At 66.3% G+C, this 21,421-nt stretch carries 14 protein-coding genes and 2 rRNA genes; 8 read left to right on the top strand and 8 right to left on the bottom strand.

The window, feature by feature from the left end; all coding sequences use genetic code 11:
• Window positions 1-44: 44 nt before the first annotated feature.
• The 4 genes from FSW06_RS10055 to FSW06_RS10040 form a co-directional block, all read right to left on the bottom strand.
• Window positions 45-3,119: ribosomal RNA gene (locus FSW06_RS10055) — 23S ribosomal RNA — on the bottom strand.
• A gap of 309 nt (window positions 3,120-3,428) precedes the next feature.
• Window positions 3,429-4,948 (bottom strand): 16S ribosomal RNA (locus tag FSW06_RS10050).
• The 16S and 23S rRNA genes sit together here, the layout of an rRNA operon.
• Window positions 4,949-5,353: 405 nt before the next feature.
• Window positions 5,354-6,622: an MFS transporter gene (locus FSW06_RS10045; RefSeq protein ID WP_010122458.1), complete on the bottom strand. Its 1,269-nt coding sequence runs from the start codon at window positions 6,620-6,622 to the stop codon at window positions 5,354-5,356.
• Window positions 6,623-6,664: 42 nt separating this feature from the next.
• Complete coding sequence (locus FSW06_RS10040) at window positions 6,665-8,068, bottom strand: lipase family protein (protein WP_010122460.1); 1,404 nt, start codon at window positions 8,066-8,068, stop codon at window positions 6,665-6,667.
• Window positions 8,069-8,288: 220 nt separating this feature from the next.
• Between FSW06_RS10040 and FSW06_RS10035 the strand changes: the two genes are divergently transcribed.
• Together FSW06_RS10035 and FSW06_RS10030 are read left to right on the top strand one after the other, a co-directional pair.
• Entirely contained in the window at window positions 8,289-8,954 is a 666-nt protein-coding gene (locus FSW06_RS10035) for an Ltp family lipoprotein (RefSeq protein WP_010122462.1), read from the top strand.
• 11 nt (window positions 8,955-8,965) lie between these two features.
• A complete protein-coding gene (locus FSW06_RS10030; RefSeq protein ID WP_083827132.1) occupies window positions 8,966-9,643 on the top strand; it encodes a YdcF family protein in 678 nt (225 codons plus the stop codon).
• A 114-nt stretch (window positions 9,644-9,757) separates the two neighbouring features.
• Here FSW06_RS10030 and FSW06_RS10025 read toward each other — a convergent pair whose 3' ends face one another.
• Window positions 9,758-11,482: a cytochrome b/b6 domain-containing protein gene (locus FSW06_RS10025; protein WP_146881342.1), complete on the bottom strand. Its 1,725-nt coding sequence runs from the start codon at window positions 11,480-11,482 to the stop codon at window positions 9,758-9,760.
• A gap of 474 nt (window positions 11,483-11,956) precedes the next feature.
• Here FSW06_RS10025 and FSW06_RS10020 point away from each other — a divergent pair, with 474 nt between their 5' ends.
• The 3 genes from FSW06_RS10020 to FSW06_RS10010 all read left to right on the top strand — a co-directional run bounded on the left by FSW06_RS10020 (window position 11,957) and on the right by FSW06_RS10010 (window position 13,860).
• The gene (locus FSW06_RS10020; protein WP_029450280.1) at window positions 11,957-12,214 is read left to right on the top strand and encodes a hypothetical protein; all 258 of its coding nucleotides are present in this window, start codon (window positions 11,957-11,959) and stop codon (window positions 12,212-12,214) included.
• 220 nt (window positions 12,215-12,434) lie between these two features.
• Window positions 12,435-13,292: a hypothetical protein gene (locus FSW06_RS10015; RefSeq protein ID WP_139024596.1), complete on the top strand. Its 858-nt coding sequence runs from the start codon at window positions 12,435-12,437 to the stop codon at window positions 13,290-13,292.
• A gap of 55 nt (window positions 13,293-13,347) precedes the next feature.
• The gene (locus FSW06_RS10010) at window positions 13,348-13,860 is read left to right on the top strand and encodes a glutathione peroxidase (RefSeq protein WP_010122474.1); all 513 of its coding nucleotides are present in this window, start codon (window positions 13,348-13,350) and stop codon (window positions 13,858-13,860) included.
• A 42-nt stretch (window positions 13,861-13,902) separates the two neighbouring features.
• Here the strand turns inward: FSW06_RS10010 and FSW06_RS10005 are convergent, their stop codons facing one another.
• Window positions 13,903-14,595: a hypothetical protein gene (locus tag FSW06_RS10005; RefSeq protein WP_040430975.1), complete on the bottom strand. Its 693-nt coding sequence runs from the start codon at window positions 14,593-14,595 to the stop codon at window positions 13,903-13,905.
• 133 nt (window positions 14,596-14,728) lie between these two features.
• On the bottom strand, window positions 14,729-16,123 hold the full coding sequence (gad, locus tag FSW06_RS10000; RefSeq protein WP_010122476.1) for a glutamate decarboxylase: 1,395 nt from the start codon (window positions 16,121-16,123) through the stop codon (window positions 14,729-14,731).
• Window positions 16,124-16,469: 346 nt separating this feature from the next.
• Here gad and FSW06_RS09995 point away from each other — a divergent pair, with 346 nt between their 5' ends.
• Complete coding sequence (locus FSW06_RS09995; protein WP_010122477.1) at window positions 16,470-17,108, top strand: hypothetical protein; 639 nt, start codon at window positions 16,470-16,472, stop codon at window positions 17,106-17,108.
• Between the two features lie 45 nt (window positions 17,109-17,153).
• Here FSW06_RS09995 and FSW06_RS09990 read toward each other — a convergent pair whose 3' ends face one another.
• Window positions 17,154-18,677 carry a class I adenylate-forming enzyme family protein gene (locus tag FSW06_RS09990; protein ID WP_010122478.1) on the bottom strand — a complete coding sequence of 508 codons (1,524 nt, stop codon included), beginning with the start codon at window positions 18,675-18,677 and terminating at the stop codon, window positions 17,154-17,156.
• Window positions 18,678-18,739: 62 nt separating this feature from the next.
• On the opposite strand from FSW06_RS09990, the gene FSW06_RS09985 reads away from it, so the two are divergent.
• Both FSW06_RS09985 and FSW06_RS09980 read left to right on the top strand, forming a co-directional pair.
• Window positions 18,740-19,399, top strand: a complete 660-nt coding sequence (locus FSW06_RS09985; protein WP_010122480.1) for a TetR/AcrR family transcriptional regulator — start codon at window positions 18,740-18,742, stop codon at window positions 19,397-19,399.
• Window positions 19,396-21,090, top strand: a complete 1,695-nt coding sequence (locus tag FSW06_RS09980) for an acyl-CoA dehydrogenase family protein (RefSeq protein WP_010122481.1) — start codon at window positions 19,396-19,398, stop codon at window positions 21,088-21,090. Before FSW06_RS09985 ends, FSW06_RS09980 begins: the two co-directional genes overlap by 4 nt.
• The last annotated feature ends 331 nt before the right edge of the window (window positions 21,091-21,421 follow it).

Below are 21,421 nucleotides of genomic sequence, written 5' to 3'. Positions count from 1 at the left end.
TGCAACACATGCCGCACACCAACAACCACCAACGTGACTGCTTAATGTGTAATGCTCGGTCAATTAGTACCGGTCACCTCCACCACTCACATGGCTTCCAGATCCGGCCTATCAACCCCGTCGTCTACAGGGAACCTCACACGAAACCTCATCTCGAAACAGGCTTCCCGCTTAGATGCTTTCAGCGGTTATCCCTCCCGTACGTAGCCAACCAGCCATGCCACGGGCGTGACAACTGGCCCACCAGAGGTACGTCCAACCCGGTCCTCTCGTACTAGGGTCAGCCTTTCTCAAGTTTCAACGCGCACGGCGGATAGAGACCGAACTGTCTCACGACGTTCTAAACCCAGCTCGCGTGCCGCTTTAATGGGCGAACAGCCCAACCCTTGGGACCAACTCCAGCCCCAGGATGCGACGAGCCGACATCGAGGTGCCAAACCATCCCGTCGATATGGACTCTTGGGGAAGATCAGCCTGTTATCCCCGGGGTACCTTTTATCCGTTGAGCGACACCGCTTCCACAAGCCGGTGCCGGATCACTAGTCCCGACTTTCGTCCCTGCTCGACCTGTCAGTCTCACAGTCAAGCTCCCTTGTGCACTTACACTCAACACCTGATTACCAACCAGGCTGAGGGAACCTTTGGGCGCCTCCGTTACACTTTGGGAGGCAACCGCCCCAGTTAAACTACCCACCAGGCACTGTCCCTGACCCGGATCACGGGCCGAGGTTCAGACATCCAATACGATCAGAGTGGTATTTCAACAACGACTCCACAACCACTGGCGTAGCCGCTTCACAGTCTCCCACCTATCCTACACAAACCGAACCGAACACCAATACCAAGCTATAGTGAAGGTCCCGGGGTCTTTTCGTCCTGCCGCGCGTAACGAGCATCTTTACTCGTACTGCAATTTCGCCGGGCCTGTGGTTGAGACAGCAGGGAAGTCGTTACGCCATTCGTGCAGGTCGGAACTTACCCGACAAGGAATTTCGCTACCTTAGGATGGTTATAGTTACCACCGCCGTTTACTGGGGCTTAAATTCTCCGCTTCGGGCCAAAGCCCTAACAGGTCCTCTTAACCTTCCAGCACCGGGCAGGCGTCAGTCCGTATACATCGACTTACCGTCTTCGCACGGACCTGTGTTTTTAGTAAACAGTCGCTTCCCTCTATTCTCTGCGACCCACACCAGCCAACAGTCCGCAAAAGACCACGACCAGCACGGGCCCCCCTTCTCCCGAAGTTACGGGGGCATTTTGCCGAATTCCTTAACCACAGTTCACCCGAACGCCTCGGTATACTCTACCAGACCACCTGTGTCGGTTTAGGGTACGGGCCGAACACGCACTCGCTAGAGGCTTTTCTCGACAGCACAGGATCACCGACATCCCCACAAAAGGGTACGCATCACGCCTCACCCACAATGTGCCCCGGATTTACCTGGGACACGGGCCACACGCTTACACCACAATCCAATAAGTGGCTCGGCTACCTCACTGCGTCACCCCATCACTAGACTACTACGGATCAGGTCCCACGCATCCACACCACCAGCACACCAAAGATGCACCGACAGTCCTTCAGGGTGGTTAGTCTCACCGCCTCATCTTCTTTCGCACATGCTCGGGTACGGGAATATCAACCCGTTAACCATCGACTACGCCTGTCGGCCTCGCCTTAGGCCCCGACTCACCCTGGGAAGACAAACTTGACCCAGGAACCCTTAGTCATTCGGCGGATGAGTTTCTCACTCATCAATCGCTACTCATGCCTGCATTCTCACTCGCATAGCCTCCAGCACTGGGTCACCCCGCACCTTCACCGGCCACACGACGCTCCCCTACCAACCCACACCAAACGATGTGAGTTCCGCGGCTTCGGCGGTGTACTTAAGCCCCACTACATTGTCGGCGCACGGCCACTCGACCAGTGAGCTATTACGCACTCTCTCAAGGATGGCTGCTTCTAAGCCAACCTCCTGGCTGTCTTCGCGACCGCACATCCTTTTCCACTTAGCACACCCTTAGGGGCCTTAGCCGGCGATCTGGGCTGTTTCCCTCTCGACCACGAAGCTTATCCCCCGCAGTCTCACTGCCGCACTCTCACTTACCGGCATTCGGAGTTTGGCTGACGTCGCTAAGATGATAGTCCCGCTCAACCAACCAGTAGCTCTACCTCCGGCAAGAAACACACGACGCTGCACCTAAATGCATTTCGGGGAGAACCAGCTATCACGGAGTTTGATTGGCCTTTCACCCCTACCCACAACTCATCCCCTCAGTTTTCAACCTAAGTGGGTTCGCGCCTCCACGACGTCTTACCATCGCTTCACACTGGCCATGGGTAGATCACCCCGCTTCGGGTCCAGGACACGCCACTAAAAACACACTCGTTAGTATTCGCTTTCGCTACGACTACCCCACACGGGTTAACCTCGCGACGTGCCGCTGACTCGCAGGCTCATTCTTCAAAAGGCACGCCATCACCCCAAAAGGCTCTGACGGATTGTAAGCACACGGTTTCAGGTACTATTTCACTCCCCTCCCGGGGTACTTTTCACCATTCCCTCACGGTACTATCCGCTATCGGTCACAATGAGTATTCAGGCTTACCGGGTGGTCCCGGCAGATTCACAGCAGATTCCACGAGCCCGCTGCTACTCGGGGACACTCACACACCCGCACACACATGCTTTCACGTACCGGACTCTCACCGTCTACGGCAGGCCATCCCAGACCACTTCCGCTAACACGCATGCCACAGGCGACCAGCTGTCAGACCAGTCCTGCAAGACCCCACAACACCGACACCGCAACCCCTGACAGGTATCACACAGCACCGGTTTAGCCATCATCCGCTGTCGTTCGCCACTACCCACGGAATCACAATTGTTTTCTTCTCCTGCGGGTACTGAGATGTTTCACTTCCCCGCGTCACTCCCACACCGACTATACATTCACCGGCAGGTGACCGCCCACAACGACGGCCGGGTTTCCCCATTCGGACACCCTCGGATCAACGCTTGGTTGACAACTCCCCGAGGCATTTCGCAGTCTCCCACGTCCTTCATCAGCTCATCATGCCAAGGCATCCACCGTGTGCCCTTAACACACAACACAAACAGGCTCAAAAGAGCCCGGGTGAACAACAAAAAAATTTGCAGTAATAAAGAAGATACTCGCGTCCACTATACAGTTCTCAAACAACACGAACCCCCGAGAACCGACAACCACCAACGGCCACCGGACAACCAGGAATCCCAGAATCAGGAGTAGGACACTCCAGACACCCAACAACGATGACGAACCAACAAGCTGCACCACAGGCGCACAACAACCGGCCGACCCACATCACGCTCGTGGCATCCACCCGGATTAAAAAAAGCACCCGACGTCCGTGTTGACGCGGTGCACAAAAAACTCCTTAGAAAGGAGGTGATCCAGCCGCACCTTCCGGTACGGCTACCTTGTTACGACTTCGTCCCAATCGCCGATCCCACCTTCGACGGCTCCCTAACGAGTTTAGGCCACCGGCTTCGGGTGTTACCAACTTTCATGACGTGACGGGCGGTGTGTACAAGGCCCGGGAACGTATTCACCGCAGCATTGCTGATCTGCGATTACTAGCGACTCCGACTTCATGGAGTCGAGTTGCAGACTCCAATCCGAACTGAGACCGGCTTTAAGAGATTAGCACCACCTCACGGTGTAGCAACCCACTGTACCGACCATTGTAGCATGTGTGAAGCCCTGGACATAAGGGGCATGATGATTTGACGTCATCCCCACCTTCCTCCGAGTTAACCCCGGCAGTCTCCCGTGAGTCCCCACCACAACGTGCTGGCAACACAGGACAAGGGTTGCGCTCGTTGCGGGACTTAACCCAACATCTCACGACACGAGCTGACGACAACCATGCACCACCTGTATACCGACCACAAGGGAAGACACATCTCTGCGCCGATCCGGTACATGTCAAGCCCAGGTAAGGTTCTTCGCGTTGCATCGAATTAATCCACATGCTCCGCCGCTTGTGCGGGCCCCCGTCAATTCCTTTGAGTTTTAGCCTTGCGGCCGTACTCCCCAGGCGGGGCGCTTAATGCGTTAGCTACGGCACAGAAGTCGTGGAAGACCCCCACACCTAGCGCCCACCGTTTACGGCATGGACTACCAGGGTATCTAATCCTGTTCGCTACCCATGCTTTCGCTCCTCAGCGTCAGTTACTGCCCAGAGACCTGCCTTCGCCATCGGTGTTCCTCCTGATATCTGCGCATTTCACCGCTACACCAGGAATTCCAGTCTCCCCTACAGCACTCAAGTTATGCCCGTATCGCCTGCACGCCCGGAGTTGAGCCCCGGAATTTCACAGACGACGCGACAAACCACCTACGAGCTCTTTACGCCCAGTAATTCCGGACAACGCTCGCACCCTACGTATTACCGCGGCTGCTGGCACGTAGTTAGCCGGTGCTTCTTCTACCACTACCGTCACAAAAGCTTCGTCATGGTTGAAAGGAGTTTACAACCCGAAGGCCGTCATCCCCCACGCGGCGTCGCTGCATCAGGCTTGCGCCCATTGTGCAATATTCCCCACTGCTGCCTCCCGTAGGAGTCTGGGCCGTGTCTCAGTCCCAATGTGGCCGTCCACCCTCTCAGGCCGGCTACCCGTCGCCGCCTTGGTAGGCCATTACCCCACCAACAAGCTGATAGGCCGCGAGCTCATCCTGCACCGAAAAACTTTCCACCACCAGTACCAACCGGTAGTCCTATCCGGTATTAGACCCAGTTTCCCAGGCTTATCCCGAAGTGCAGGGCAGATCACCCACGTGTTACTCACCCGTTCGCCACTCGAGTACCGGGTGCAAGCACCCGGCCTTTCCGTTCGACTTGCATGTGTTAAGCACGCCGCCAGCGTTCGTCCTGAGCCAGGATCAAACTCTCCATAAAAGCAAAAACCCTACAAAGAGCCCTCACTGGCAAAAAATAAAACAAAATACTGAACTGCTGACAATCAAAAGATCATCACAATCCGACCCGGTCGGGGGACCAGGGTCGGACCAATCACCACAGTGACACAGCAACAGCAACAATCAGATATCAATGATTTAACGAACCCCCGACTATTCAGGGCTCGCCGGCACCACCGACACAGACCAACCGTTGTCCTGCGCACACTGTCGTGCAACAAAAAACTTGGTTCATCACGCTATTGAGTTCTCAAACAACCTACGCACACCGACAACCACTGACCAGGATTTCAACCCCCGGCCGGTCTCGGCGACCTGCACTAATGTACTCACCGACCACCGAACCCACAACTCCGCAGGTCACAGGGTTTTCGGCCGGTTTTCCTCAGCGGTACCGCCCGTACCGGCGCACCGTCGTCATGCCGGCCAGGGACAGGACGATCACCAGCACCGCGAAGACCGTCGTCGAGCCCACCAGGCCGAGCGGGATCGTCAGCAGGCCCGCCAGCATCGCCGGCACGGCCAACGCCAGATAGCCGACAATGAAGTAGGCGGTCGTCACCGCCGTCCGCTCCTCCGGCTCCACCTGCGAGGTCATCGCCCGCATCCCGGTCATGAAGCTCACCCCCTGCCCCGCGCCGCCGATGACGGAGGCGATGAGCAGGAGCGCGAGACTGTCCAGCCGCAGCGCGACGACCAGCAGGACCGCGCAGCCGATCAGCAGGGACAGCCCCGTCACCATCAGCGTCCGGTCGGAGATATTGCGCAGCACGATCTGCGCCGCCGCCGAGGCGATGAAGAGCGCGGCAGTGACCGCGGCGATCGTTGCCGGCGAGCTGACCCCGAGTTCGTGGCTCATGAAGTTCGGCGTGAGGGAGGAATAGACACCGCACACCGTGTACCCGGCGATGACGGCCGGGACCGCGGCGACGAACAGGCCCCGGACCTTCGCCGGGATCTCCGGCAACCGGGGTCGGGCCCGGACACCCCTGCCCCGGTCCACGGCGTCCCGGACCCCGGGAAGGAACAGTGCGGCGACCGCGAGCATGACCGCATGCACGATGAACGGCGTGGTCAGCGGAGTATCCACCACTTCGGCGGTCACCCCGGCGACCAGGATGCCGAGCCCGAGCCCGCCGATGTTCGCCGCCGTGGCGACCGCGGCGGCGAAGGTGGCCCGCCCGGCGGGTGCGTTCTCCATCACCGTGACGGTTCCCGTCGCGGTGAAGATCCCGGCCGCGAGTCCGGACAGCACCCGTCCGCAGTACATGAGCACCAGGCCGGTCGTCGTCCCCCCGGTCGCGGTGGCCCCGGCTCCGGATGTCGGCAGGCCCGCCACCAGGAACAGCACCGTGGACACCAGGGACAGTGCCACGGCCAGAAAGAGGACCGGGCGGCGTCCGATCTTCTCCGAGAGATTCCCGAAAACCACCAGCCCGGCGACGACACCCACCGCATAGACCGCGAAGAGCACCGTCGTCGCCGCCGAACCGAAGCCGAAGGCGGCGGACAGTGTCGGGTACAGCGGGGTGGGCATCGTCGTGCCCATCATCACGACCGCGAAAATGTACGCGGCGGCGGCCAGCGACCGCCCGGTCGGACGGGATGCGGTGCCCCGGGCGGGCCGGGTCCGGGTGGAGGATGGGACAGTCACCCGACCCAGACTATGCCTCTCTCAGGGTGTCCGCCATCACACTCAGGCCCAGCCGTCGGTGATCCCCTCGCCGTACGGCACCCCGTTGAACCGGTCGAGCAGGAAACTGATGCCGAACGGACCGCCGCTGATCGCCTGGACGAAGTGGTTGTAGTCGGCCAGCGGCGGCATGATGTCGTTGCGGTAGGTCACCGGCACCCCCTCCTGCGACCAGTGCTCGGCGAGATCCTTCGCCTGGTTGTACTCCACGTTCTGGTCGTAGCGTCCCGAGATGATCATCACCGGCACCGTGGGCAGCGGGTTCCCCGGTGCGCCGATGTGCTGGTCCTCCATCGCCCGCTGCGCCTCCGGCATGTCGGACAGCAGTGCGTCGAGGGACCGGCCGTCCTTCGTCCATTCCGAGGTGGTCTGGTGGCCGAAGTTGTCGGTGATCTCGTCGGTGCACTGCCCGCTGATCGCGTCGAGGGTCTCCCGGCCCCGGTCGGAGAGGTTCTCGTCGAGCAGCGGCTGCAGCTCCGGGTAGCGGGCCCGCAGCCCGTTGATGGTGTAGCCGATCGCGCCGACCAGGTCGGAGCCGTCGATGTTGCGCTGCACCGCACCGAGTTCGGCGGGCGGGGCGGAGGCGTACACCCCGGCGACGTCGAGATCCGGCGCATAGGACGCCGCCTGCTCGGCCGAGGCCGCAGCCGCCCCACCTCCCTGCGAGTGACCGTAGAAGGCGACCTTGCCGAAGGCGCCGCCGGCGTCCTCCACCATGGAGCGGGCGGCCCGGGCGGCGTCCAGTTCGGCGTGCGCCTGGTCGAGCTTGTTCATGTAGGTGTGCATGCCCGGGGTCCCCATGCCGACGTAGTCGGTGACCACCACGCGGACTCCCTGGGACGCCCAGATGAGGTCGTAGAGACCCTCGAGGGCCACCGCCCGACCGGAGGAGATCGGGTCGGGCTGGTTGTCCAGCGGCCAGTTGCGGGACGGGGCGCACTGGTCTCCCTGGCCGACCGTGCCGCGTCCGATCACGACGGTGGGCCGCTCCCCCGCCCCCCGCCACGGCGCATTCGGCTCGACGACATAGCCGCTCACCGGGGTGTTCTCCCCCCATTCGTCGACGGAGTTGTACATGATCTTCTGGACGGTCGACGGGGCGGCGGCGAGCAGGCCGGCGTCCAGTCCGGCGAGATTCGGGGTGTAGGGCGCGGTGGCGGTGCGCAGCACCTGTCCGGGCGCGGCACCGGGCAGGGCGCCGGCGAGGTCATCCGTGTCGTAGAACGGGTCGTGGTTCTCGATCTCCACCCGGCCGGCCTGGCCGTGGACGGCATTGCTGCTGGCCGCGGCGCCGGCGGTGGGCGCCCAGGTCGCGGCACCGATGCCGAGCGCGGCGACCGTCGCCACCAACGTCCGGTAGGTCGTCCCTGTCCGGCCGGTCCTGTTCTTCGTCGGCTTCCCCTGCATGCTCCGGTCCTCCGCATCTGACGTCGCTGTGATTCACGTTACTTTTGGTGACCTTAACGGTTCTGCGGGATGCTGTCTCCGTTTCCTGTGAACCGACGGGGGTAACGGGTCGAACAACTGGTTCGAACGGAGAACGTTCCTGTCCGGAAGTGCCTATATGATCTGATCCCGCGTCCTCGAGGAGAAGGGCGCATCCACCATCCAGAGAGAGACGGGCATCATGACCCAGCAGTTCCCCGGCGACCAGTCCGGTAACCAGCCCCAGAACCAACAGCCGCAGAACCAGCCGCAGCAGCCGAACCAGTACGGTGCGCCGCAGCAGCCCGGCTACCCCGGCCAGCCGCAGCCCTACGGTCAGCCCGGTCAGCCCCAGCCGTACGGTCAGCCGCCGGCACCGCAGAAGAAGCCGTTCTACAAGCGGGCCTGGTTCATCATCGTTCTGGTCATCGTCGTCATCGGCATCATCGCCGCCGCAGTCAGCGGCGGCGACAGCGACGACAAGGCGTCCTCCGGCAGCGTCACCGCCCCGGTCGGCGACCAGCCGGACGCCGCATCGAAGGACACCGGCGAATCTGACGATGTCCCCTCGGATTTCCGGGCCGCGCTGCGCAGCGCAGAGCGCTACTCCGACATGATGCACATGTCGAAGGCCGGACTCTACGACCAGCTGACCAGCGAATACGCGGACAAGTTCTCGCCGGAGGCCGCCCAGTACGCCGTCGACAACATCGACGCCGACTGGAACGCGAATGCGTTGGAGAGCGCGAAGAACTACCAGGAGACGATGTCCATGTCTCCCGAGGCCATCCGCGACCAGTTGAGCAGTGAGTACGGCGGAAAGTTCACCCAGGAGGAAGCCGACTACGCTGTCGCCAACCTCGGCTGACAGAGAAGAGAATGTCTGTGCCACAACGCCACACCCTCGCCACCTCCGCTGCGGCGGTCGCCACCGCCCTGACGCTGGGGATCGCGATCACCCCGACTGCCGGGGCCGGGTCCGTCGATCTGCCGGAGACGTCGTCAGCCGGCTCCGGCAGTTCCGCCGGGTCCGCTCCAGGCTCAACTACCGGCTCGGGCGCACTCGATGACCTCCTCGACCGGATGCGGACGCAGATCCACACGGTCACGGACTCCGAGTTCGTCCGCGGGCCCCTCGCCCACGCCATCCTCGACCTCAACCCGGACACCCCGGTCGTGGTGCTCGGCGCACAGATCAACGAGGACTGCTCCCGCCCGGAGGTACTCCAGGACAGGTTGGACGCCGCGACACGTCTCCTGGCGTCCCACCCCCGGAACCCCGTCATCGTCACCGGTGGCCGGAGCGACCGGTGCCCGAGCATCACCGAGGCGGAGGCGATGACACAGGGGCTGCGCGACCGCGGCGTCCGCAACCGGATCGTGCTCGAGAACAATGCGTGGAACACGCTGCAGAACGTCGAGTACACCGCCCCCATGATCCGGAAGCTCGGCGGCACCGCGGTCGTCGTCACCTCTGACCCGCACTACCTCCGGGCGCTGGCCAACTACCGGGACGCCGGCATCCGGGCCTTCGGGTGGGTCGGCGGCACCGGATAAACCGGATAAGCCCCGTCACACACCCCGGTACGCAACGCGCGACGTGAGGTCGGTCAGCCGTAGCTGACACCGTCCTCACGTCGCGCGTTGCGTACGTTGCCGACCGGCTACCGTCTAGCGGGCGCTCACGGTACCGAACTTGCCGGCGACCGGGGCCAGCACCAGCGGCCGGGTCGCGAACAGCGTGCCGACGACCACGAGCAGGCCGCAGACGAACCAGATGAAGCCGCCCCAGTTGGAGGAGTCGTTCCCGGCGAACATGTGGTTGAGGTTCTCCCGCATGCCGGTCGCGAAGACCAGGAACACGTGGATGATCACGAAGATGACGAAGAAGATCATCGTCGGGAAGTGGATCTGGCGGGCGACCGGGGCCGGGTAGAGCTTGTTGAGCTTCTTGGCCTCCTTCGGCCACCACTCACTCATCCGCAGACCGGAGATGATCGCCAGCGGTGCGGCGATGAAGATCACCAGGAAGTACATGATCTGCTGGATGGAGTTGAAGTTCGTCCAGCCGTTCTCGGCGGGCCACTCCAGCGAGGCGTACTGCAGCGCCGCGGAGACCGCGTTCGGGAAGACCTCCCAGCTCGTCGGGACGATCCGGGCCCAGTGGCCGGAGACGAACAGCAGGACGATGAAGATAAGGCCGTTGAGCATCCAGAACAGGTCCAGCGAGGTGTGGAGCCACAGGTTGATGCTGATCTTCTTGCCGCCCTTCTTGGGCTGCCAGACGGCCGGCGGCTTCTGCTGCTGCCGGACGCGCAGACCGGACTGCAGGATCAGCGCCATGAAGAAGAAGTTGAGGTAGTGCTGCCACCGCGCCCAGATCGGGAAGCCCTCGGCTGGCTTGTGGGCCGGTTCGTACTCGCCCGGGTAGTCCTCGATCCAGCTGGCGATCGGGTCCAGGTGGGTGAACCAGCGGCACACCAGGACGACGACCGCGGCGAGGATGACCAGGCCGACAAGTGCCAGCCCGCCCTTCGTGAGGATCTCGTTGAGCGGGTGTCCGGCGATCTCGACGGGCTCGCGCTTCTTCTTCGGCTTGGCCTTGGGCTTGGTCGCGGCCTTCGCGGTCGCTGCGGCGGCACCGGCACCGGCGGTTGCCGCTGCAGCGGCGGGGGCGCCGGGGACGCCCGGGGCGCCGGCTGCAGGCGCACCCGGCGCAGCAGCAGGGGCGCCCGGGACACTGGGGACGCCGGGGGCGGTCGGAGCAGCTGCGGGCGCACCCGGGACGCCGGGGGCTCCCGGTGTAGCCGGGGCGCCGGGTGCAGCGGGAGCTGAGGGAGCACCGGCGGCGGGGGCACCGGGAGCGCCCGGGGCCGAGGGAGCACCAGGAGCGGTCGGGGCACCCGGAGCCGCAGGGGCTGAGGGAGCACCGGCAGCAGGAGCAGCCGGGGCGCCGGGAGCTGCGGGAGCACCAGGGGCGGCCGGGGCGCCGGGGGCGGCCGGAGCAGACGGAGCGCCTGCGGCAGGCGCGGCGGGAGCCCCCGGAGCTGCGGGGGTAGCCGGAGCTGCCGGAGCGCTCGGTGCTGCGGGAGCGGCGGGCGCCGCAGGGGCAGCCGGTGCGCTCGGAGCAGCCGGTGCGCTCGGAGCGGCCGGAGTGCTCGGAGCTGCCGGGGCGGCCGGCTCATTCGCGGGCGCTGCAGGCTCTGCGGGCGCGGTCGGCTCGGCCGGCTCCGCAGCGGGCGCAGCCGGCTGGGCCGGTTCCGCAGCGGGCGCAGCCGGCTGAGCCGGTGCAGCAGGCTGGGACGGTGCCGCAGGGGCACCGGGCGCAGCCGCTGCGGGCGGCGTGATCTTGATCGGCTCCCCGGACTGCCCGGGGCTCTGGGGATCAGCAGACATCGTCTCGTCTCCTACTGTTGTGGCTCGTCACTGGCGCTGGTCAGGTACATAAAACCGTGCGCAGGTTCCCGACGGGGCCGAGTCCTCACGCCCGACCACATCTGAAATGATAACTATCCTGGTTATCAGGATAGCGGACCATGCGTCGTTGTCTTGAAAATAGCCGAACACGTGACGTCAGTTGCATTCGGACTCACCTTTGGAGGTAGATCACTACCCACCTGCCCGGTTTCCGCAACCCCCGCCCACCCTCGAACCGGCAGCAGTGCCCCGCCTGCACCCGCACCGCGGTGTGACCGGCCGCTGGGCATCGACCCCGGTCGTCGACACATCTTCGATCATGATGTCGACGATCGCGACACTCCTGGTCGGGCACACGACCAGCCCACGAAAAGGGGTGTCGCGCTGTGGTCGACCATCAGTATGTTCTATTTTCTTTCGCTCCCTGTCCGGGTGGCGGCTACAGTGAACGGCATGAACCTCCCCACTGCCGCCCGGTCTCTCCTTCGCGCCGCCTACGTCTCCTCCAACGGCAGTACCGTCACCACACTCGTCCCCGCCACGCTCGCCGCGGAGGCGGACCTCACCCCGGACGCGGGTCGCCGGGCGGCGGACTGGCTCTGCAGCCACGATCTGCTCCGCGGAGCCCGGTCCTTCGGGGGCGAACTCCTCCTGACGAGCATCACCGAGGAGGGCGCCCGCATCATCGAGGCCGAGAAGCACGCCGCTTAGCCGTGATCGCAGAGAAAACCGAGAGCTTCCTTGCCCCGGTCTGGGAGTAGCACCCGTTAAGTATAATTTTGTGAACTTTTGGGGGGAACCGAGGCAACAGGGGCGTCAACTCAGGTAGCGTGCGCTGCAGAAACAGTTCGATCCCTCGGAGAGTACGCACCACGGCACGGGGATGCCGGAGGGGCGTCACAGCGCTGGACAACAGGGAAAGGCGGCAGCGGTGAGTGCAGTCAGATACGGCGTGTCCGTCCGCGCCCGGCGCCTCTGGGATGTCGACAGTCTCGCCGACGGCTGGGCGCTGACGCTCGACAACGGCCACACCCTTCGTGTCGGCACCCTGGACGACGCCCCGGCCGCCGTCCGCAATTACCTGGACGCCCGGCAGCCCGCCGGCTCCGGGGGCGCCGACCACAGTGCGGTCGAAGTCGTCCTGACCATCGAACCGGAGAGCGGTATCGGCGATCCCGCCCCGACGTACTTCGAGAACCGTCGTCCGACAGATGAGGGCACACCGGTCTTCGAGCCGGTCGCCGAGCCGGTCATCGAGCCGATCGTGGAAGCCCCCGCTGAACCGGAGCCCGTCGCGGAACCGGTGACTGCCGAGGCGTCCGATGCGACCCCTGACGACGCGTCTTACGCGGCCTCCTATGCGGAACCGGGCGGCATGGAGCTGATGCTCATGCTGCTGTCTGCGCGGGAGGACGCCCCCGACTTCGCGAGCGCGGCAACGGCCGTGCTCCCCTGGATCTCCGACCTCGCCGGCCACCACCGACCGCAGTGCCTCGCCGACCTGCGGCTCGCGCTGACCACGGCGGCCAACGAGTACAGCTACGGGGACCTCGAGTCCGCCGTGACCCGGTGGAAGCCGGGCACCCGCGCCGCCGTCGTGGACGCCCCGCCCGAACCCGATCCGGTCGATTTCCTCACCGGGTATCCCGCCGCGGCCTACCAGTCCCCGCGACAGCGCGAGGAAGCGCACTACGGCGCCGACCTGTCCACGCCCTCCCCCACCGGTGCTGACCTGTCCGGGACAGAGCGGCCCGGTTCCCGGCACCGCGCCGGCCGCCACCGGCTGTAGCCGGGGCCGTAACCGGAGCCTGCGTGGGCGACCGCCCCTGGCCTACCCTGGCCCCATGGCAGACACCACCGACACCATCACCATCCCCGACAGCCCCGTCCGTGCCCTCGACGGCTCCGAACTCGACCTCGCGTCGTTCGGCGGACCGCTGCTCATCGTCAACGTCGCCTCGAAGTGCGGACTGACCCCGCAGTACACGGCACTCGAGAAACTCCAGCAGACCTACGGCGGCCCCGACCATCCGGCCGGCCTCACCGTCGTCGGCGTGCCGTGCAACCAGTTCGCCGGCCAGGAGCCCGGCACCGCCGAGGAGATCGACACGTTCTGCTCCACCACCTACGGCGTCACCTTCCCCCTGCTGGAGAAGACCGAGGTCAACGGGGATCACCGGCACCCGCTCTACCGGGCGCTCACCCAGGTTCCGGACGCCGACGGCGAGGCCGGCGACATCCAGTGGAACTTCGAGAAATTCCTCGTCGGTTCCGACGGCACGGTGCTCGCCCGCTTCCGGCCGCAGACCACACCGGACGATCCGGCGGTCGTCGCGGCGATCGAGGCGGCGGTGTAGAGAGCCGCCGGGTCAACGGCAGGTCGACCCGTCCGCCACCGCTCACGCCACGGCAGGGCGCTGGGAAGTCCCGGAGCTTCCGGAGCTTCCGGGGCGCCGGAGCCGCGGCGACCGGTCAACCTCCAGCCTGCTCCGCAACTCCTCCTCGAGCGCGGTGAAGTACCCGTTGCAGTCCGTGATCTCCCTCTCGAGCGCCGTCAGGTTCTCCGGGGAGGCGTCGAGCTCGGCGACCAGGGCGGCGTCCCGCGCCCGGTCAAGGTGCAGGGCAACTCCGGCGACGTGCCGGAGGACCTCCTCGTTGTCTCCGCTGGACGCCAGGAAATCGGTCCAGCGGCTCAGCACGTCGGAGAGCAGGGCGCGTTCCTCCAGGATCCGTTCCCGCAGGTCGACGAGCTGGGGGTGCAGAGCCTCGGTGCGGTCGATGCCCGGCAGGGCGCGGGCGACGATGTGACCCCGGGAGATCTCACTGCGGTCGTCATCGGCGATGGCATGGAGAAATTCGGTGAGCGCCAGCCGGTTCACCGGATCCCACCGACGGGCCGTCGACCGGGCGATGACCTTGTCGAGGACGAGGACGGTGAGCAGGAAGGTCACGAGTCCGGCGGCGAGCCCGGAGAGGATCACCACCTCCTGCCAGACTGCGGTGGTGACGTCGATCCAGAGGATGAGGCCGATGAGCACCAGTGCACCGGCTATGGCCGCCACCCGGAGGAGCCGGGCGCCTGACCTCGGCATACTCATTTTTCCATTCCCTCTGTTTTCGCAGAACAAATGATGTCGTCATGCTCGACCATAGCCGGGTTCCCGGGGAAGTCAACCGCCCGTCACCGGGGCGTCGACCGGGCCGTCGCGAGCGCAGCGCCGGGGTTCAGTGGTGGAACCCGCTGCGGTTCCCGTCCGCGCTGGAGGGCAGCGGGGCGTCCAGCCCGTCGAGGTAGTGCACGCAGGCCCGGATGTCGCGGACCAGCAGCGTCGCGAGGTCATGGCTCATCCCGTTGCGGACCACGATGCGCTGCACGGTCACGTCGGAGAGGGCGTCCGGCATCGGGTAGGTCGGGACCTGCCAGCCGCGCATCCGCAGCCGTTCGGACAGGTCGTACTGCGTCCACCGGCGCTGCCGTCCAGACGTGGCAGCGGCGTCCTGCCGGTCGGCGAGACGCCACGCGAACACGGGGATGTCCAGGTCAGCGTTCCACAGTTCGAAGTCCGGCATCCGGCCGATCTCGCCGGCGAGGTACTCGGCGACCTCCATCGTGTTGCCCTGCACCCGCCGGTAGCCGTCCATCCCGAGCTGCAGGAACAGGTAGTACTGCAGCAGGACCTGAGCGCCGGGGCGGGAGAAGTTCAGGGCGAGCGTCGGCATGTCGCCGCCGAGGTAGCTCACCCGGAAGACCAGGTCATCGGGCAGATCCTCCGCCGTACGCCACACGATCCAGCCGAGTCCCGGGTACACCAGTCCGTACTTGTGCCCGGAGACGTTGATCGAGGCCACCCGCGGCAGGCGGAAGTCCCATTCGAGGTCGGGCTGCAGGAACGGGGCGATCATGCCGCCGGAGGCGGCGTCCACGTGGATCCGGATGTCCAGGCCGCGGCGGGCCTCGATGTCGTCGAGCGCGGCGGCGATCTCCTTCACCGGCTCGTACATGCCCGTGTAGGTCACCCCCATGATCGCGACCACGCCGATGGTGTTCTCGTCGACGTAACTGTCCAGGTCATGCCCGTCGAGCACCCGGTGCTCCGCGGTGACGGGGACGTAGCGGGGTTCGACGTCGAAGTAGTTGCAGAACTTCTCCCAGCACACCTGCACCGCCGAGGACAGCACGATGTTCGGCGTGGCGGTGGATTCCCCCGCCGCCCGCCGCCGGTGCTGCCAGCGCCGCTTCAGCGCGAGCCCGCCGAGCATGCAGGCTTCCGAGGAGCCGACCGTGGAACTGCCGATGGTGTGCTCCGGGTCGGGTGCGTTCCACAGGGCGGCGATCATCTTCCAGCACCGGTTCTCGATCTCCGCGGTGGCCGGGTACTCGTCCTTGTCGATCATGTTCTTGTCGAAGGCCTCGCGGTACAGCCGGTCGGCGTGGTCGTCCATCCACGTCCCGACGAAGGTGGCGAGGTTCATCCGGGCGTTGCCGTCGAGCATCGCCTCGTCGTGGATGAGCTGGTAGGCGGTCTCCGGCAGGCTGCCGTTCTCCGGGATGCGGTGGCGCGGGAAGCTCGTCGCCTCCCCGGCGCGGGCGAACAGGGGGTTGAGTTCGACGTCCCTCATCGGAGGTCTCCGTTCTCGTGCAGTTCCGGACGCCCTGCTGGTCAGGACGCTGTGACGCCGAGGGTACGCGGGAACCAGGGGGTGGCAGCCCGGGAATTCCGCCGGCATCCACACATCCGGGCCGCCGGCGGCACACGCGCCCGGCATATGCGCCGACTTTTCCGTCGACCGCTGCCACAGAATGCCGGATATGTCGGCGCATAATCCGGAGCCCCCACATGGTGGCCCGGGCACACCGCCCCGAACATCCGTTCTGCACGGTAACGATCCTGTCCTACCGGCCGGTTACGCTGTGGACTGTCCCGCATCCGCCGGGCGCAGCTGCACCAGAAAGAGCCAGATCACGATGACCGACCACACCACCCCCGATCCCCGGAACCGCCCGGTGAACCCGTACGCGGTCCCGCAGGACCGGCAACCCGGGCCGTCGAACCCCTACGCGGCACCGCAGCCGCAGTACCAGCCGCAACAGGCGCCGGCGGCCCCCGCCGCGTCCACGGCGTCCCGCGTCGCGAACACCACCGTCGCCGCGCTGCAGGAGGTCCATGCGACCCGCCCGGGCCTGATCTCCACCGTGCTGCTGTGGATCGGCGCGGTCTGCGGGGTCCTCGCCTTCCTCGGCACCTTCACCGAGTTCGGCGATTCGGTGCCGTACGCCCTCGGCGGCCTGTGCATCAGTGCGGCAGTCACCCTGGCCTGCGCCTGGCCGCTGTCCCGCCGACACATCGACAGGAAGGCCCTGACCGCGTGGGAGGAGGACGTCCGCCGCAACCGGGAACTGTCGGCCCTGCTCACCGAGGAGGACGCCGCCATCGCCGCCGGCCTCGCCCCCGCACCGCGGCCGACCCCGGTCCCCCGCCACTGGAAGGTGGTCGGTGCCGCCACCGTGCTGCTCGGCATCGTCGGTGGGGCGCTGGTCGGTGCCGGGCAGGACGAGTACGACAAGGCCAATCCCCCGACCTACGGTTCCTCGACCACCCGCTGATCACCCCGCTGCGCACCCGCTGAGCCCCCACCGCCGGTACCGTCCCTACGCGTTCACCTCCGCACGGATGACGTGCTTGAGCAGTTTGCCCGACGGGTTGCGGGGCAGGCCGCGGGCGACGACGACCTCCCGCGGGATCTTGTACTTCGCCAGCTTGCCGGCCAGGTGGGCCCGGACCTCGTCCACCCCGAGCAGCTGCCCTTCGTCGGTCACCACGACCGCGACGACGGTCTCGCCCCACTCGGGGTGCACGCGGCCGACCACGGCGACGTCCCGGACCTCGGGCATGTCGCGGATCGCCTCCTCGACCTCGGAGGAGTAGACGTTCTCCCCGCCGGTGATGATGACGTCCTTCTTCCGGTCGGCGATGTAGATGTACCCGTCGGCGTCCACCTTCGCGACGTCCCCGGTGACGTACCAGCCGTCGAGGAACACCTCGGCGGTGGCCTCGGGGTTCGAGAGGTAGACGCTCATCATCGAGTCGCACCGCATCCAGATCTCGCCCTCCCCGTCGGCCACGACCTCCGACCCGTCCTCGGCGACGACCTTGAGGTCCACGCCGAGCATGCCGCCGCGGCCGATGGACCCGGCCTTGCGCACCTGGTCGGCCGGATGCAGGACAGTGCCCGACGGCCCGGTCTCGGTCATGCCGTAGACCTGGTAGAAGCGGTCGGTGCCGTAGGCGTCGATGAGCATCCGGGCCATCTCCTCGCCGAGTGGCGCGGCACCGTAGATCAGCATGTTCACCGCGGACAGGTCGTAGTCGGACGGCTGCCGGACGCCCTCCCCGACGCCGGCCCGCGCCAGCTGCACCGGGGCGATGAAGGCGACGGGTGCGCCGAAGACGGCGGTGATCCGCCGCTCCTCGAGCACGGCCAGGAACTGCGCCGGGTCGTACTCGCGCATGAGCACCACGGTTCCGCCGACGAACAGGGTGGTCAGCAGCCAGTTGTTCAGGGGCGAGGCGTGCCAGACCGGCATGCTCATCAGCATGCGTTCGTCCGGGGTGAAGGGCATGTTGGAGACCATGTTCGGTGCGATGGCGCTGACCGCCCGGTGCGTCATCACGCAGCCCTTGGGGTTGCCGGTGGAGCCGGACGTGTAGAGCACCTGGGCGTAGTCGGTCTCGTCGGCGAGGTCGCCCCGGTACGGCGCGGCGGCCGCCACGGCGTCCTCGAAGGTGCCGGGTTCCCGGCCGGTGGTCAGCCAGGGGATGTCCGGGGCGCCCTCCTGCGCGGTCTCCGCCAACCGGTCGCTGACCACGCCGAGGACGGCGCGGGAGTTGGCGGCGATCTGGGCGAGTTCCGGCGGGGTCATCTTGTGGTTCACCGGGACGAGCACGGCGCCGCAGCGCCACAGGCCGTACATGGCGACGAGGAACCCGGGGTCGTTGAGGGTCATGACCATGACCCGGTCCCCGGGCAGGACGCCACCGTCGGTGAACACGGTGGCGGCGCGGCAGGCGGCGTCCCGGAGTTCGGTGTAGGTCAGCGACCCGGTGTCCCATTCCACGGCGGGGTGGTCGGGGCGGCGGCGGACGGTGGATTCGAGGACGTCGTAGAGGTTCACAGGTGGCTTCCTTTCCCACGGTGATGTAATCTGCCTCACAGTGAACCACAGTTCACATCTTCATGGAAGCCTTCGACGCAGAAAGCACCGACATGCCCTACCGGCCGACCGAGAACACCCGCGCCAACGCCGAAACCCGGCGCGCGGCCATCCTCGCCGCCGCGACCTCGCTCATCGCCGACGGCGGGTTCGCCGCCGCCGCGGTCCGCCCCATCGCGGACGCCTCGGGCATCGCCACCGGCACCGTCTACCGCTACTTCGGCACCCGCGAGGAGCTTCTCGCCGAGATCTTCCGCACCCTCGCCGACCACGAGTACACGGCCGTCGAGCAGGCGGTCGACGCCGCCGAACCGCATGTCACAGACCGGCTCAGCGCTCTGCTCGACACATTCTCCCGGCGCGCCCTGCGGGCCCCGCGCACCGCCGATGCGCTGCTGTTCGAGCCGGTCAACCCCCTGGTCGAGGCCGAACGCCTCATCTTCCGCCGCCGCTACCACGACCTGGTGGTGCGGATCATCGACGGCGGTGTCCGGGCCGGGGAGATCCCCGCGCAGGACGCCCCGGTCACCGCCCGCGCCGTCATCGGGGCGAACGCCGAAGCCCTCATGGGCCGGCTCAGTCCACCGGGCCAGGGCACGGCCACCGCGCCACCGGCGGACCCCGACCGCCTCATCGCAACCGTCACCACCTTCTGTCTCCGAGCGTTAGGAGCGCCACAATGACCGCCACAGTCCCCGCCACCGGCCAGAACAGCCACACCGGCCACGCCACCCACACCGTGTTCAACCAGTCCGCCCCGCGGGTGGACATCAACGAGTTCACCTCGAACCCCGCCCTCGTCGAGGCGCTGGCGACCTTCGCCCCGCAGGCGGACACGGACAAGCTCACCGCGATCGGCGCCGAGGTCGGCACCGCGTCCTACCAGCACGACGCGGAGCTGGCGAACACGTACACCCCGGTCCACCGCAGCCACGACCGGTGGGGCAACCGGGTCGACGAGGTCGAGTTCCACCCCGCCTACCACCGCATCATGGGCTACTCGGTGAACAACGGGCTGCACACCTCCGCGTGGGCGCACCCCGGCCCCGGCGCGAACGCCGAACGCGCCGCCGGGTTCATGCTGGTCAGCCAGATCGAACCCGGCCACGGCTGCCCGGTCTCCATGGCGCACGCGGTGGTGCCCGCCCTGCGCCTCTCCCCCGACCTCGCGGACTTCTGGGAGCCGAAACTGCTGTCCACCAGCTACGATCCGGAGCTGCGGGACGCGGCCACCAAGGACGGCGTGATCTTCGGCATGTCCATGACCGAGAAGCAGGGCGGCTCGGACGTCCGGGCGAACACCACCCGGGCGGTACCGAACGCCGACGGGACGTGGACGCTCACCGGCCACAAGTGGTTCTGTTCCGCACCGCAGTCGGACGCCTTCCTCATGCTCGCCCAGACCGACGGCACCGGCCGCGACGGAGGGGACGCCCTGTCCTGCTTCCTGATCCCCCGCATCCTGCCGGGCGGGGAGCGCAACCCGTTCTTCATCCAGCGGCTCAAGGACAAGCTCGGCAACAAGTCGAACGCCTCCTCCGAGATCGAGCTCGACGGCACCGTCGGCTGGCTGGTCGGCGAGCCCGGCCGCGGGGTGCGCACCATCATCGAGATGGTGAACCGTACCCGGCTGGACTGCATCTACGGGTCGGCCGCCGGCCTGCGCCAGGGGGTGGCGGAGGCCGCCTGGCACGCCCGGCACCGCGCCGCCTTCGGGGCCACGCTCATCGACCAGCCGGCGATGGCCAATGTCATCGCCGACCTGCAGCTCGAGGCGGAGGCGGCGACGTGGACGGCGCTGCGGCTCGCCGATGCCCACGATGCCCCGGACGACAGCACCGAGGCCGACTTCCGGCGGCTGGCCACCGCGGTGGCCAAGTACTGGGTGTGCAAGCGGGGCACCCACCACGCCTACGAGTCCCTGGAGTGCCTCGGCGGCAACGGCTACACGGAGCTGTTCCCGATGGCCCGCCGCCTGCGCGAGGCGCCGGTGAACGCCGTCTGGGAGGGCTCGGGCAACGTCATCGCCCTCGACGTGCTACGCGCGATGGCGAAGCAGCCCGCCTCGGTCGCGGCGTTCACCGCGGAGCTGCAGAAGAGCGCGGGGGCCGACCCGCGCTACGATGCCCAGCTGGCCCGCACCACCGCCCTGCTGCAGTCCGCGGCCGCCGACCCGGCGGGTGCCCCGACCCTGGCACGGCAGCTCATCGAGAATCTGGCGCTGAGTCTGCAGGCACAGATCCTGCTGACGAACGCCCCGACCCCGGTCGCCGAGGCCTTCCTGGCCGGTCGGGTCGATCCCGCCACCCGCGGCATCGAGTACGGCACGCTGTCGGCCGGCGTGGATCTGGGGTACCTGGTCGGGCGGGCGTAGCGACGTCCGGCACGGCCGGTGCCGGGCGGGCCACCCCCGCCGTCCGGCATAGGCCTGCGGCTCCGGGGTCGCCGCCGTCGTTGCGGGCCGTCACGATCCACCACTCAACATGTGTATTTCTTAATTAACCTGAACGTCGTGGCACCTGCGGGAACCCCCCGGCATTCCGGAAGCCACGACCGACGTGCCGACGGAAAACAGCATCTATGCTGTTCATGGCGATAGAGTTGCCCGCGACGGCGCGCCCACCCCCCGACCTCCCCGACAGTGGACTCCCCTGTTGAAGATCCTCATAGTTTTCACATATTCTGCACCTGTGGCGCCGGATCCC

The sequence above is a fragment of the Corynebacterium nuruki S6-4 genome (assembly GCF_007970465.1).
Classification (GTDB): domain Bacteria; phylum Actinomycetota; class Actinomycetes; order Mycobacteriales; family Mycobacteriaceae; genus Corynebacterium; species Corynebacterium nuruki.
The sequence above is the reverse complement of the archived record's forward strand: the minus strand, read 5'-3'. Positions and strand labels throughout refer to the sequence as shown.

Coding starts and splice junctions, on each gene's coding strand:
- gad (WP_010122476.1), bottom strand. CDS start 16,123: ATGAGGGACGTCGAACTCAACCCCCTGTTCGCCCGCGCCGGGGAGGCG.
- FSW06_RS10020 (WP_029450280.1), top strand. CDS start 11,957: ATGAACCTCCCCACTGCCGCCCGGTCTCTCCTTCGCGCCGCCTACGTC.
- FSW06_RS10010 (WP_010122474.1), top strand. CDS start 13,348: ATGGCAGACACCACCGACACCATCACCATCCCCGACAGCCCCGTCCGT.
- FSW06_RS10030 (WP_083827132.1), top strand. CDS start 8,966: ATGTCTGTGCCACAACGCCACACCCTCGCCACCTCCGCTGCGGCGGTC.
- FSW06_RS10025 (WP_146881342.1), bottom strand. CDS start 11,482: ATGTCTGCTGATCCCCAGAGCCCCGGGCAGTCCGGGGAGCCGATCAAG.
- FSW06_RS09980 (WP_010122481.1), top strand. CDS start 19,396: ATGACCGCCACAGTCCCCGCCACCGGCCAGAACAGCCACACCGGCCAC.
- FSW06_RS10005 (WP_040430975.1), bottom strand. CDS start 14,595: ATGCCGAGGTCAGGCGCCCGGCTCCTCCGGGTGGCGGCCATAGCCGGT.
- FSW06_RS09995 (WP_010122477.1), top strand. CDS start 16,470: ATGACCGACCACACCACCCCCGATCCCCGGAACCGCCCGGTGAACCCG.
- FSW06_RS10040 (WP_010122460.1), bottom strand. CDS start 8,068: ATGCAGGGGAAGCCGACGAAGAACAGGACCGGCCGGACAGGGACGACC.
- FSW06_RS10035 (WP_010122462.1), top strand. CDS start 8,289: ATGACCCAGCAGTTCCCCGGCGACCAGTCCGGTAACCAGCCCCAGAAC.
- FSW06_RS09985 (WP_010122480.1), top strand. CDS start 18,740: ATGGAAGCCTTCGACGCAGAAAGCACCGACATGCCCTACCGGCCGACC.